The sequence below is a fragment of the Halomonas sp. MMSF_3323 genome, assembly GCF_030733595.1.
GTDB classification, from domain to species: domain Bacteria; phylum Pseudomonadota; class Gammaproteobacteria; order Pseudomonadales; family Halomonadaceae; genus Halomonas; species Halomonas litopenaei.
Map to the genome: position 1 here is coordinate 1 of NZ_JASHIT010000039.1, position 11,945 is coordinate 11,945.

The 11,945-nt window shown below is 64.5% G+C and carries 10 protein-coding genes; 9 read left to right on the forward strand and 1 reads right to left on the reverse strand.

Annotation, left to right across the window (positions count from 1 at the left end; genetic code table 11):
• Nucleotides 1–69: 69 nt before the first annotated feature.
• On the reverse strand, nucleotides 70–1,377 hold the full coding sequence (locus tag RBB39_RS17835; RefSeq protein ID WP_045991263.1) for a nitrate/nitrite transporter: 1,308 nt from the start codon (nucleotides 1,375–1,377) through the stop codon (nucleotides 70–72).
• Between the two features lie 761 nt (nucleotides 1,378–2,138).
• Here RBB39_RS17835 and RBB39_RS17840 point away from each other — a divergent pair.
• The 9 genes from RBB39_RS17840 to xylB all read left to right on the forward strand — a co-directional run bounded on the left by RBB39_RS17840 (nucleotide 2,139) and on the right by xylB (nucleotide 11,877).
• Nucleotides 2,139–3,488: a sugar ABC transporter substrate-binding protein gene (locus RBB39_RS17840; protein ID WP_124803574.1), complete on the forward strand. Its 1,350-nt coding sequence runs from the start codon at nucleotides 2,139–2,141 to the stop codon at nucleotides 3,486–3,488.
• A gap of 89 nt (nucleotides 3,489–3,577) precedes the next feature.
• On the forward strand, nucleotides 3,578–4,468 hold the full coding sequence (locus tag RBB39_RS17845) for a carbohydrate ABC transporter permease (RefSeq protein ID WP_045991261.1): 891 nt from the start codon (nucleotides 3,578–3,580) through the stop codon (nucleotides 4,466–4,468).
• 56 nt (nucleotides 4,469–4,524) lie between these two features.
• Nucleotides 4,525–5,415, forward strand: coding sequence for a carbohydrate ABC transporter permease (locus tag RBB39_RS17850; protein WP_045991260.1), 891 nt, complete (start codon nucleotides 4,525–4,527; stop codon nucleotides 5,413–5,415).
• Nucleotides 5,416–5,528: 113 nt separating this feature from the next.
• Nucleotides 5,529–6,671, forward strand: a complete 1,143-nt coding sequence (locus RBB39_RS17855; RefSeq protein WP_045991259.1) for an ABC transporter ATP-binding protein — start codon at nucleotides 5,529–5,531, stop codon at nucleotides 6,669–6,671.
• Between the two features lie 9 nt (nucleotides 6,672–6,680).
• The gene (locus RBB39_RS17860; protein WP_213231605.1) at nucleotides 6,681–7,361 is read left to right on the forward strand and encodes an HAD family phosphatase; all 681 of its coding nucleotides are present in this window, start codon (nucleotides 6,681–6,683) and stop codon (nucleotides 7,359–7,361) included.
• The gene (locus RBB39_RS17865) at nucleotides 7,358–8,161 is read left to right on the forward strand and encodes an L-iditol 2-dehydrogenase (RefSeq protein WP_253029212.1); all 804 of its coding nucleotides are present in this window, start codon (nucleotides 7,358–7,360) and stop codon (nucleotides 8,159–8,161) included. Before RBB39_RS17860 ends, RBB39_RS17865 begins: the two co-directional genes overlap by 4 nt.
• A 25-nt stretch (nucleotides 8,162–8,186) precedes the next feature.
• The gene (locus RBB39_RS17870; RefSeq protein WP_108132238.1) at nucleotides 8,187–8,810 is read left to right on the forward strand and encodes a nucleoside triphosphate hydrolase; all 624 of its coding nucleotides are present in this window, start codon (nucleotides 8,187–8,189) and stop codon (nucleotides 8,808–8,810) included.
• Between the two features lie 60 nt (nucleotides 8,811–8,870).
• Nucleotides 8,871–10,343 carry a mannitol dehydrogenase family protein gene (locus RBB39_RS17875; protein WP_045991255.1) on the forward strand — a complete coding sequence of 491 codons (1,473 nt, stop codon included), beginning with the start codon at nucleotides 8,871–8,873 and terminating at the stop codon, nucleotides 10,341–10,343.
• A gap of 61 nt (nucleotides 10,344–10,404) precedes the next feature.
• Complete coding sequence (gene xylB / locus RBB39_RS17880; protein WP_045991254.1) at nucleotides 10,405–11,877, forward strand: xylulokinase; 1,473 nt, start codon at nucleotides 10,405–10,407, stop codon at nucleotides 11,875–11,877.
• The last annotated feature ends 68 nt before the right edge of the window (nucleotides 11,878–11,945 follow it).

Sequence of the window (11,945 nt, forward strand, 5' to 3'; positions counted from 1 at the left end):
TCGCCGGGGCGCGAGGGTGTTGTCTGATGCGCTTCTTCGTCACTTCGTGTGGATCTGGCCTTCATGCCTTCATGCCTGCTGGTGCTGCAACTGCTGCTCCTTGCGCGCGGTGATCGCCTTGAGCTTGAGCGATGCCAGCATCCCGACGATGCCCATGCAGGCGATGTAGCCGAAGTACAGCTGGTAGGCGGTGACCGCCTCGAAGCGTGCCGACAGGAAGCCGTAGATCTGCGGCAGGAAGATGTCCGGGGTGTAGGCGAGCAGCGAGATTACGCCGATGGCCAGTCCCGCCACCTCCATGGAAATATCGCAGTCGTCGAGTATCGCCCAGTACAGTCCGCGCAACGCATAGGTGAGCACACCGATCATCAGCACCACCGCCAGCAAGGCCACCGTGCCCACCGAGGTCGGCATCAGGATCAAGGTGGCCAGAAAGGCGGTGGCGCCTAAAAACAGCAGTGCCAGCACATTGGTCTTGCCGAAGCGGTCACCGAGAAATCCGGCGGTGATGCCGCCGATAGGGCGCATCCACAGCTTGGCCACGGTGATGGCGCCGGCGGCGACGGCGGTGACGCCATATCCCTCCTGGACATAGGCCGAGAAGGAATAGGTCGCCCAGAACAGCTGGTAGCCGCACAGGATGATAAGCGCAACCAACCACAGCGCCGGAATCGACGCCAGATGCTTGAGGTCGGCGAGTACATTGCCGCTGGTCTTGATCTTCTTGGCGCGTATCTCTGAGCCGTCATGGCGAGTGAAGAAGATGAAGGTCAAGGCGGCGATCACCAGACAGGTGAACGAATACATGTAGACCACCACCTTGAGCGCCTCGGTGGTGTTGTCTTGCTGGTCGTTGAGGTAGTACGCGAACAGGCTGATCGCAATGGTCGCCAGGATCGCCTCGATCAGTCCGCGCCCGCCATCGAGGATACCGAAGAAGCGACCCTGCTCGTCTTTCTTGGCCAGCATCTTCACCCCCTTCAGCATCGCCGACCAGAAGGTCAGCCCCGAGGTCAGTCCCCAGCCGAGAAAGACCATCGTCAGCATGACGCCGGAAGGGATGGTCGCGAACAGTAATCCGAGCAGCCCGGTGCCGGCCATGGAGACCGTCACCAGCAGGCGGGGCGAGAACTTGTCGGCGAGCCAGCCGCTGGGCAGGTAGCACAGGAAGAACACGACACCCAGCATGGAATAGAAGTTACCGAGTTCACTCGAAGTGATGTTGAAGACCTCGAGGATCGGTGTTTCGAAATTCTGGCGCAGGTAGAGCAGGGGGTAGATGGACCCGGCCGCCAGCAGCATCAGACTGAACTGGAAGTAGCGCTTGCGATTGGACTTGTTGGCGATGGCCGGAGGCAGAGCAGCGTGGTCTGTCATTGTTGTGGCTCCCTCGATCCAGGATCGATTGGCGTGGCATGCGTGGCATGCGTGGTGGCGCGGGGCCTGCAGGCATGCTCGGCGAGGCCCTGGCCGGCGCTTCACGCAAGGGCCCCGGGGCACCGGACGAGAAGGCAGGGAAATAAATGACAGGTCGCGCGGTGGATCTGCAGAAGTGCCGCAAAGGACGCATCGAACTGCCGGATCAGCGATCGATCGAAGCCTAGGAGGCGGGTCTGAGAGCGTCAATTTTATTCCATATAGGGAATAAGATTTCTATATATGGAAAATAAGGAGAGGATTGGGTTAGTCGATTGATTTTTAAGAAAGTACTGACTGTTACAACGGCTTTTCGAGGTAAGGGGCCAGGCTGAAGCCAGGGGCGGGAAACTACCATGGGAGGATGAAAATCCTTTAAACAACAAGGTAATGAAGAGGCTGAATATCTAATATTTGCTGTTTTGTGCGAGCTCGGTGAAGGCCAGACGTTTGGCTGATTTACGTCGATGAGTGGTTGCCGGGGCAGGGGCTGAAAGGCGTCCGTGTACCGCTAAAGTCTAAAGCTATCGGCTTTGCGTTTTGTGTGGCTGTGTCCGATCATTTGATCATCAAGTGATTTGATTGATCATTTTCTGGGAGAGGTATCCGCAGCGTTGGCTTGCTCGGATGCACGCAAGGCCCGACCACCACGACGAGTCCGAGGATTCGCGTCGGCGGTACAACAATATCCCCGCCAAGCGGGTAACGATCAGGAGTGCGCCATGAAGCCGTCTTACACCCTCCGTCCTCTTTGCGCGGCGCTGTCCAGGCCGCTGGTGCCGGCAAGCGCGCTGGTGCTGTCGCTGGGCGCGTCAGCCGCCCAGGCCGAGACCATCACCGTCGCCACCGTCAACAACAACGACATGGTGATCATGCAGAGCCTGACCGAAGCGTTCGAGAAGGCGCATCCGGACATCACCCTCGACTGGGTGGTACTGGAAGAGAACGTGCTGCGTCAGCGCATGACCACGGATATCGCCACCCAGGGTGGCCAGTTCGACGTCATGACCATCGGCAGTTACGAGGCTCCGATCTGGGCCGAGCGGGGCTGGCTCGAGCCGCTGGATGATCTGCCCGAGAGCTATCAGGTCGATGACCTGCTGGGACCCGTGCGCGATGGCCTGAGCCACGAAGGCAGCCTCTACGCGCTGCCGTTCTACGCCGAAAGCTCGATGCTCTACTACCGCAAGGATCTGTTCGCCGAGGCCGGTATCGAGATGCCCGAGCAGCCCTCCTGGAGTCAGGTGCGCGACTGGGCAGAAGCCCTGCATGACGACGACGGCGAAGTGGCCGGCATCTGTCTGCGTGGCAAGCCGGGCTGGGGCGAGAACATGGCCTTCGTCTCGACCTTGACCAACACCTTCGGTGGCCGCTGGTTCGACATGGACTGGAACGCCCAGATCGACAGCCCGGCCTGGCAGGAGGCGGTCGCCTTCTACGTCGACCTGCTCGATAACTACGGTCCGGCCGGTGCCAGCTCCAACGGCTTCAACGAAAACCTGGCGCTGTTCTCGCGCGGCAACTGTGCCATGTGGGTGGACGCCACCTCGGCGGCGGGCAAGCTGTTCGATGCCGATGAGTCCCAGGTCGCTGACCAACTGGGCTTCGCCCCGGCGCCGGTGGCCGAGACCCCCAAGGGCTCTCACTGGCTGTGGGCCTGGGCGCTGGCCATTCCCGCTTCTTCGGATGCCAAGGATGCGGCTCGTCAGTTCGTGACCTGGGCCACCTCGCCGGAGTACGTGGCCCTGGTCGGCGAGCGTGAAGGCTGGACCAGCGTGCCCCCCGGCACCCGCCAGTCCACCTACGACAACGCCGAGTACATCGAGGCCGCGCCCTTCGCCAGCTTCGTGGTCGACGCCATCAGCAAGGCCGACCCGCTCGACTCGAGCCTCGAGCCGAACCCCTACGTGGGCGTCCAGTTCGTCGGCATCCCCGAGTTCCAGGCCATCGGCACCCAGGTCGGCCAGATGGTGGCCTCGGCCCTGACCGGCGAGACCAGCGTCGAGCAGGCGTTGTCCGCCGCCCAGCGGGCTACCGAGCGCACCATGAAGCGCGCCGGCTACACCGACTGAAGCTCGTTCGCGGGCCGGCCTCCACGGTCGGCCCCTGGCTCCGATCGCCTGCGGACTTACCCCGCAGGCCTGACCAAGCGTGATCCCCCATGAACAAGAACCGTACTTCCGGGCGCACCGTCGGAGGGCTTCGCACCCTCTCGCTGCAGGCGCCGGCCGTTACTCTGCTGCTGCTGTGGATGATCGTGCCGCTGGCGATGACCGTCTGGTTCTCGTTTCAGCGCTACAACCTGTTGATGCCGAGCATGACCGGCTTTGCCGGTTTCGAGAACTACGAATACCTGCTGACCGACCCGGCGCTGTGGTCGGCGATGGGCACCACCCTGCTGCTGGTGGGCTGGGTACTGGCCATCACCGTGGTCGGTGGCACCCTGCTGGCGGTGCTGTTCCAGCAGGACTTCATGGGGCGCGGCGTCGCCCGAGTGCTGGCGATCTCGCCGTTCTTCGTGATGCCCACGGTCAGCGCCCTGGTGTGGAAGAACATGATGATGCACCCGGCCAACGGCGTATTCGCCTGGCTCGCCGAGAGCCTGGGGCTGCCGGCGGTGGACTGGTTCTCGAGCCTGCCGCTGACCTCGATCATCATCATCGTGTCCTGGCAGTGGCTGCCCTTTGCGCTGCTGATCCTGCTGACCGCGATGCAGTCGCTGGACGACGACCAGGTCGAGGCTGCGCGCATGGATGGTGCGGGCCCGGTGGCGATCTTCTTCTACATCACCCTGCCGCACCTGAAGCGTGCCATCAGCGTGGTGGTGATGATCGAGATGATCTTCCTGCTGACAATCTTCGCCGAAATCTTCGTCACCACCTCGGGCGGACCGGGGCTGGCCACCACCAACCTGGCCTACCTGATCTACATCCGCGCGCTGCTCGACTTCGACGTGGGCACCGCCTCCGCCGGCGGCGTCATCGCCATCATCCTGGCCAACATCGTCGCCATCTTCCTGGTGCGCATGGTGGCCAAGAACCTCGAGCAGTAGCGCCTTGCGGCCGCTGACGACCCATCGACCAACAACAAGCTGACGAGGTGCACCACATGACCACCACCACTACCACCGGCGACAGCGTCAAGGCGCCGGTCGCCGACGCCGGGCGAGGTGCCTCGGCCCTGCGGGCCCAGCGCAGGCGCAAGTTCGGCATCACCCTGCTGGGCTGGGGCGTGGCCCTGATCATCTTCTTTCCGATCTTCTGGATGATCGTCACCGGCTTCAAGACCGAAGCCGAGGCCATCGCCGATCCCAGCCTGATCTTCACCCCGACGCTGGAAAGCTATGTCGAGGTACAGGAGCGGGCCGACTATCTCAAGTTCGCCTGGAACAGTGTTGTCGTTTCCTTTGGTTCGACCCTGCTGGCGCTGTTGATCGCGGTGCCCTCGGCCTATGCCATGGCCTTTTTGCCGACCAAGCGCACCAAGGGCACCCTGCTGTGGATGCTGTCCACCAAGATGCTGCCCTCGGTGGGCGTGCTGGTACCGATCTATCTGTTGTTTCGCGACTTCGGCCTGCTCGATACCCGCATCGGCCTGACCATCGTCTACACCTTGATGAACCTGCCGATCGTGGTGTGGATGCTTTACACCTTCTTCAAGGACCTGCCCAGGGAGATTCTGGAAGCGGGCCGCATGGACGGTGCCAGCACCTTCCAGGAGGTGTGGTACCTGCTGCTGCCGCTGACCCTGCCGGGGATCGCTTCCACCGGATTGCTGTCGGTGATCCTGAGCTGGAACGAGGCCTTCTGGAGCCTGAACCTGACCACCTCTCAGGCGGCGCCGTTGACCGCTTACATCGCTTCCTTCTCCAGCCCCGAGGGACTGTTCTGGGCCAAGCTGTCGGCGGCCTCGACCATGGCCATCGCGCCGATCCTGATTTTTGGGTGGTTGACTCAAAAGCAAATGGTCCGTGGCCTGACCTTTGGCGCGGTGAAGTGACCGAGCTTCGGCGCGATGAAAAAACCGATCTTCGGCGCGGTGAACGACGCACCGGCAGACAGATATTCCAGGCGGCGCCGAGGCGCCCCTGACAGAACTTCGAGGACAACAAGATGGCAACACTGACACTCAACCAGGTGGTCAAGAGCTTCGGCGACACCCACGTCATCAAGGGCGTCGATCTGGAGGTCAAGGACCAGGAATTCGTGGTCTTCGTCGGCCCGTCCGGCTGCGGCAAGTCGACCCTTTTGCGGATGATCGCGGGACTCGAAAGCACCAGTGACGGCGATATCGTCATCGACGGCCAGCGGGTCAATGACCTGGGGCCGGCGGAGCGGGGGCTGGCCATGGTGTTCCAGAGCTATGCGCTGTACCCCCACATGACGGTGGAGGACAACATGGGCTTCAGCCTCAAGCTGGCGGGGGTGTCCCAGCAGGAACGCCGCCAGAAAGTGCTGGACGCGGCGAAGATCCTGCAGCTGGAGCCCCTGCTCGAGCGCAAGCCCAAGGCGCTTTCCGGCGGTCAGCGCCAGCGCGTGGCGATCGGCCGCGCCATCGTGCGCAACCCCAGCATCTTCCTGTTCGACGAGCCATTGTCCAACCTGGATGCGGCGCTTCGGGTACAGATGCGCATCGAACTGGCGCGTCTGCACGAAGAGCTCAAGGCGACCATGATCTATGTGACCCACGACCAGATCGAGGCCATGACCATGGCCGACAAGATCGTGGTGCTCCAGGGCGGCGTGGTGGAACAGGTCGGCTCGCCGATGGAGCTGTATCACCATCCGCGCAATCGTTTCGTGGCGGGGTTCATCGGCTCGCCCAAGATGAACTTCCTGAAGGTCGAGGCCGTTGCCGGCGACGCCCAGGGGGTCGAGGTGCGTGTGCCGGGCGGCGATACCGTCAAGGTGCCGGTGGAAGGCGACGAGGTGGCCCAGGGCCAGGCGCTGGAGCTCGGCATCCGTCCCGAGCATCTGATGCTCGACGACCAGGGACCGCTGAAGGCCAGCGTCAGCGTGATCGAGCGGCTGGGCGGACAGACCTCGCTGTACGTGGAGATGGACGGCGACTTGCTGACGCTGATGGTGGATGGCGACGTGACCCACCGGGTGGGAGACGAGATCCGCTTCGGCTTCGAGCCGGGCCGGGCACATCTGTTCGGTGAGCAGGGTCTGGCGCTGGCAAGCCTGGAGCGTCACCCGCTGGCATCGCTGACCCGCCAGGACAATCGTGCCGCCAGTACCGCGGAAGCCTGAGGAGCGACCATGACGACCCTGATCTTCGACTGCGATGGCGTGCTGGTGGACAGTGAGGTGATCGCCGAGGCGACCCTGGCCGAGCGGCTGGCCGAGTGGCTACCCGACCTCGACGTCGAGGCGGCCCTGAATGAAGCCCTGGGCCGCACCACCGCGGCGATTCTCGAGCTTCTCGACGGCCAGAGCGCCCACGCGCTGCCCAAGGACGCGCTGGCCCTGCTCGACGACGAGATCGAAGCCCGCCTCGCTCGCGAACTCACCGCCATCGATGGCGTGGCGCAGGCGCTGTCGGCGATTCCCGGTGCCAAGGCGGTGGTCTCCAACAGTCGTCGTCAGCGGGTCGTCGCCTCGTTGTCGCGCACTGGTCTGGATCAGGTGCTGGGCACGGCGCCGATCTTCTGTGCCGAGCAGGTCGACAAGCCCAAGCCCGATCCCGGCGTCTACCTGCTGGCCGCCGAGACCCTGGGGGTCAGCCCTGGTGCCTGCCTGGTGGTCGAGGACTCCATCGCCGGTGCCAGCGCCGCCCTGGCCGCCGGCATGACGGTCATCGGCTTCGTCGGGGCAAGCCATCTGCCCGCCGATCACGCCGAACGGCTCAGCCAACTCGGTGTGTGGCAGGTGATGACCCATATGGCGCAATTGCCCGCCCTGGTGTCCAACTGGCAGCAGCGTCAGCAGGCCAGCGTATGAAAGACGGCTCTGTTGGCCCGGTGGCGGGCAAGCTCCAGGACCAGACCGCCGTGATCACCGGTGGTGCACGCGGGATCGGGCTCGCCATCGCCCGGCGTTACGCCGAGGAGGGCGCGCGCGTGGTGATCGCCGATCTCGACAGCGAGGCCATCGACGAGGCGCTGGAAGGCTTCGACCGCGAGCGCGCGATGGGTACTGCGCTGGATGTCCGCGACAACGCCGCCATCACTGCTATGGTTCGAAAGGTAGAGAAACGTTTTGGCGCTATCGACGTGCTGGTCAACAATGCGGCGGTATTTGGCATGGCGCCGGTGCTCGAGGTGGATGAGGCCGACTTCGAGCGCCAGTTCGCGGTCAACGTCAAGGGGCTGTTCTTCACCCTGCAGGCGGTGGCCAGGGCCATGGTCGAGGCGAAACGTGGCGGTGTCGTCATCAATATGACCTCCCAGGCCGGGCGGCGTGGCGAGCCTCTGGTCAGCACCTACTGCGCCACCAAGGCAGCGGTGATCAGTCTGACCCAGTCCTGCGCGCTGGACCTGATTCGCCACGGTATCCGTGTCAACGCTATCGCCCCGGGGGTGGTCGATACCCCCATGTGGGACGAGGTCGACGCCCTGTTCGCCCGCTACGAGGGACGCCCCCTCGGCGAGAAGAAGCGACTGGTCGGCGAGGCGGTGCCCTTTGGCCGCATGGGGCGACCGGACGATTACGCCGGCGCTGCGGTGTTTCTGGCCAGCGCCGACAGCGACTATGTCATCGCCCAGACCCTGAACGTCGATGGCGGCAATTGGATGAGTTGAGCCACGGGCACGAGCGAGGTGACAGATGACCCCCACCATGGAAGCGATCGCTGACGAACTGCTGACGCGCAGCGAGGGCAGGGCGCGCTATATCGTTGCTCTGGCCGGCCCACCGGGGGCCGGCAAGTCCTTTCGCTCCGCCTGGCTGGCGCGTCAGCTCAACGAGCGGCAACCCGGCGTCGCCGAGGTGGTGCCCATGGATGGCTATCACTTCGACAACGGCGTGCTCGAATCGCAGGGACTGCTGCCCATCAAGGGCGCGCCGGAAACCTTCGATGTGGATGGCCTGCGCCATGACCTGGCGCGGCTGAAGCGAGCCGACCGGGACGTGGCCGTACCGGTATTCGACCGACCGCTGGACCTGGCGCGTGCGGGCGCCCGGGTGATCACGCCCGGTCATCGGGTGCTGATCGTCGAGGGCAACTACCTGCTGCTGGATCACGGGCCCTGGCCGGCGCTGGCGGACTACTTCGACTTCAGCCTGTTTCTCGAGGTCGCCGATACGGTGCTCGAGCAGCGATTGATCGAGCGCTGGCTCGGCATGGGCCAGGACCAGGCCGGGGCCATCGCCAAGACCCGGGACAAGGACATGCTCAACGCGCGCCTGATCAAGACCCGCTCGATCACCGCCGATCTCCACTGGCACTAGCCAATCCCATTTTTGGAAAGCGGCTCTGCTTTCTCATTGTTCATCTGGCGGAGAGCCTTCATGACACGACTTTGCAACGCGGAACTGGCTGGCCTCGCTCCGCATCTCTCGGTGCCCAGCTACGATCGTCGGGCGCTGACACCGGGCATCGCCCATTTCGGCGTCGGCGGTTTTCATCGGGCCCATCAGGCCATGTACCTGGATCGTCTGATGGAAGCCGGGCAGGCCCATGACTGGGGTATCGTCGGCATCGGCGTGATGCCAGGCGACAAGCGCATGCAGGAGGCGCTGGCCAGCCAGGACCACCTCTATACCCTGGTGGTCAAGCATCCCGATGGCGCGCTGGAACCCCGCGTCATCGGTTCGATCATCGATTACCGCTTCGCGCCGGACGACCCCGAGGCGGTGATAGAGACCCTGTCGGACCCGACCATCCGGATCGTCTCGTTGACGGTGACCGAGGGCGGCTACAACGTCCACCCGGTCACCGGCGAGTTCGATCTCGATGCCGCCGAGGTGGTGTATGACCTGTGCAACCCCGAGCGTCCGCGTACCAGTTTTGGCCTGATCGTGGCGGCGATCGAGCGCCGGCGCGAGCGCGGCATCCCGCCCTTCACGGTGATGTCCTGCGACAACATCCCGGGCAACGGCGAGGTGGCGAGGCGCATGTTCACGGCCTTTGCCTACGCTCGTGATCGCGCGCTCGGGCAGTACGTCGAGGCGGAAGTGCCTTTCCCCAGTTCAATGGTCGATCGCATCACGCCGATGACCACGCCGGGCGACATCGAGGAGCTTTCCGAGCGCTTCGGACTGGAAGACGCCTGGCCGGTGATCTGCGAACCCTTCACCCAATGGGTGCTGGAGGATCATTTTGCCAGTGACCGACCGGCGTTTGATGAGGTCGGCGTGCAGCTGGTCGAGGACGTCGAGCCCTACGAGCTGATGAAGCTCAGGTTGCTCAACGCAGGCCACCAGGCGCTTTGCTATGTCGGCTATCTGGCCGGCTATCGTTACGCCCATGAGGTCTGTCAGGATCCGCTGTTCATCGATTTCCTGCTTGGCTACATGGCCGAGGAGGGCAGCCCGACACTGCCTCCGGTCCCTGGCGTCGATCTCGATCAGTACCGGCACACCCTGATCGAGCGCTTCGCCAATCCCGAGGTGAGAGACACGCTATCGCGGCTTTGTGCTGAAAGCTCGGACCGAATCCCGAAGTGGCTGTTGCCGGTCATTCGTCACCAGCTCGAACACGGCGGCGAACTCAAGCGTTCTGCCGCGGTGGTGGCAAGCTGGGCGCGCTACGCCGAAGGCGTGGACGAGCAGGGCCAGCCCATCGCGATCGTCGATCGCTGGAAGGATCGGCTGACCGAGCTCGCCGGGACCCAGCGTGAGCACCCCACCGCCTTTATCGAGAACCGTGAGCTGTTCGGAGATCTCGCCGACTCGCCGCGCTTCGTGGTGGCCTACGTCGAGGCGTTGAAGCTGTTGCAGGACAAGGGCGCCAGGGCGACCCTGGAGGCGCTGGCGTCCTGACCCACCGCTGAGCGCGTCGGCTTCGACGCACCGTGTCGATGCGCCAACGAGGAATCTTTTCATGTATCTCGGTGTGGATTGTGGCACCCAGAGCACCAAGGTGGTGGTGGTGGATCTGGCGCGTGGCGCCACCATCGGCGAGGCCAGTCGACCCCACCGCATGATCGAGGGCGCCAGGGGGCGGCGCGAGCAGGACCCGGCACAGTGGATCGAGGCCTTTATCGGCGCCTTCCACGCGGCGATCGCGTCGGCCGGTGTCAGCGCCGGTGATATCCGCGGCATCGGTGTCTCCGGCCAGCAGCATGGCATGGTGGCGCTGGATGCCAGGGATCAGGTGCTGTACCCGGCCAAGCTGTGGTGCGATACCGAGACCCATGCCCACAACCAGGCCCTGATCGGCGCTCTGGGCGGGGAAGAGGGCTGCCTGGCGCGGCTCGGCCTGGTGCCTCAGACCGGCTACACCGCCTCCAAGGTGGCCTGGCTGCGCGAGCATCATCGCGACATCTATGATCGCGTGGATGGCGTGCTGTTACCCCACGACTACCTCAATCTGTGGTTGACCGGCGAGCGTGTCAGCGAGGCGGGAGACGCCTCGGGTACCGGTTATTTCGATAGTCGCTCACGGCGCTGGAGTCCTGAGGTGTGGCAGTTGATCGCCCCTGAGCTGGACCCGGCCCGGGTGCTGCCAAGACTGATCGAGTCCCGCGACACGGCAGGGCAGGTCCGGCCGGTGCTGGCCCGGGAGCTGGGGCTTTCCCCGGGCGTCGCGGTCGCCAGCGGCGGCGGAGACAATATGCTCGGCGCCATCGGCACCGGCAACATCGTGCCGGGCAAGGTAACCATGAGCCTTGGCACCTCGGGCACCGTCTGCGCCCACTCCGATCACCCGGTGCTGGCCGATTCCGCCATGGTCGCCAACTTCTGCGCCAGCCACGCGGGCTGGCTGCCGCTGGTCTGCACCATGAACACCACCTCGGCCACCAATCGCGTGCGTGAGCTGTTCGGTCTCGACCTGGCGGGGTTCAACCAGGCCCTGGCCCAGGCGCCTGTCGGCGCCGATGGCGTGACGGTCTTGCCGTTCTTCAACGGCGAACGGGTACCGAGCCTGCCCGAGGCCAGCGCCTCCTTTCTCGGCCTGACCAGCCGCAACACCAGCCCCGCCCATCTGTGTCGCGCGGTGGTGGAGGGCGCCACCTTCTGTCTGCGCTACGGCCTTGACCTGATGGGGCCGCTGGCCGACCAGGCACGCCAGATTCGGCTGATCGGCGGCGGCGCCCACAGCGCCGCCTGGCGCCAGATGGTGGCGGACATCACCGCCACCGAGGTGGTGTGCCCCCGGGTGACCGACGCCGCCGCGCTTGGCGGCGCCATCCAGGCGGCCTGGTGTGCCAGGGAGGGCGACCTGGACGAGCTGTGCCAGGCGCTGGTGCAGCTGGATGAAGGCTCCCGGGCCGAGCCCGACGCAGGCCGAGTCAAGCGCTATGGTGAGGTCTACCTGGGCTGGCTGGTCGCCCTCGATCGTCTGCATGGATGACAGCGGAGGCTCTTGCATAAGTGACAGCTGAGGCTCCGCCCGCTAGCGTTGGAACATGTCGGGCCAGC

Excerpts from the sequence above, each read along its gene's own strand:
- RBB39_RS17840 (WP_124803574.1), top strand. The coding sequence starts at position 2,139 with ATGAAGCCGTCTTACACCCTCCGTCCTCTTTGCGCGGCGCTGTCCAGG.
- RBB39_RS17845 (WP_045991261.1), top strand. The coding sequence starts at position 3,578 with ATGAACAAGAACCGTACTTCCGGGCGCACCGTCGGAGGGCTTCGCACC.
- RBB39_RS17855 (WP_045991259.1), top strand. The coding sequence starts at position 5,529 with ATGGCAACACTGACACTCAACCAGGTGGTCAAGAGCTTCGGCGACACC.
- RBB39_RS17865 (WP_253029212.1), top strand. The coding sequence starts at position 7,358 with ATGAAAGACGGCTCTGTTGGCCCGGTGGCGGGCAAGCTCCAGGACCAG.
- RBB39_RS17870 (WP_108132238.1), top strand. The coding sequence starts at position 8,187 with ATGACCCCCACCATGGAAGCGATCGCTGACGAACTGCTGACGCGCAGC.
- RBB39_RS17835 (WP_045991263.1), bottom strand. The coding sequence starts at position 1,377 with ATGACAGACCACGCTGCTCTGCCTCCGGCCATCGCCAACAAGTCCAAT.
- RBB39_RS17875 (WP_045991255.1), top strand. The coding sequence starts at position 8,871 with ATGACACGACTTTGCAACGCGGAACTGGCTGGCCTCGCTCCGCATCTC.
- RBB39_RS17850 (WP_045991260.1), top strand. The coding sequence starts at position 4,525 with ATGACCACCACCACTACCACCGGCGACAGCGTCAAGGCGCCGGTCGCC.
- RBB39_RS17860 (WP_213231605.1), top strand. The coding sequence starts at position 6,681 with ATGACGACCCTGATCTTCGACTGCGATGGCGTGCTGGTGGACAGTGAG.
- xylB (WP_045991254.1), top strand. The coding sequence starts at position 10,405 with ATGTATCTCGGTGTGGATTGTGGCACCCAGAGCACCAAGGTGGTGGTG.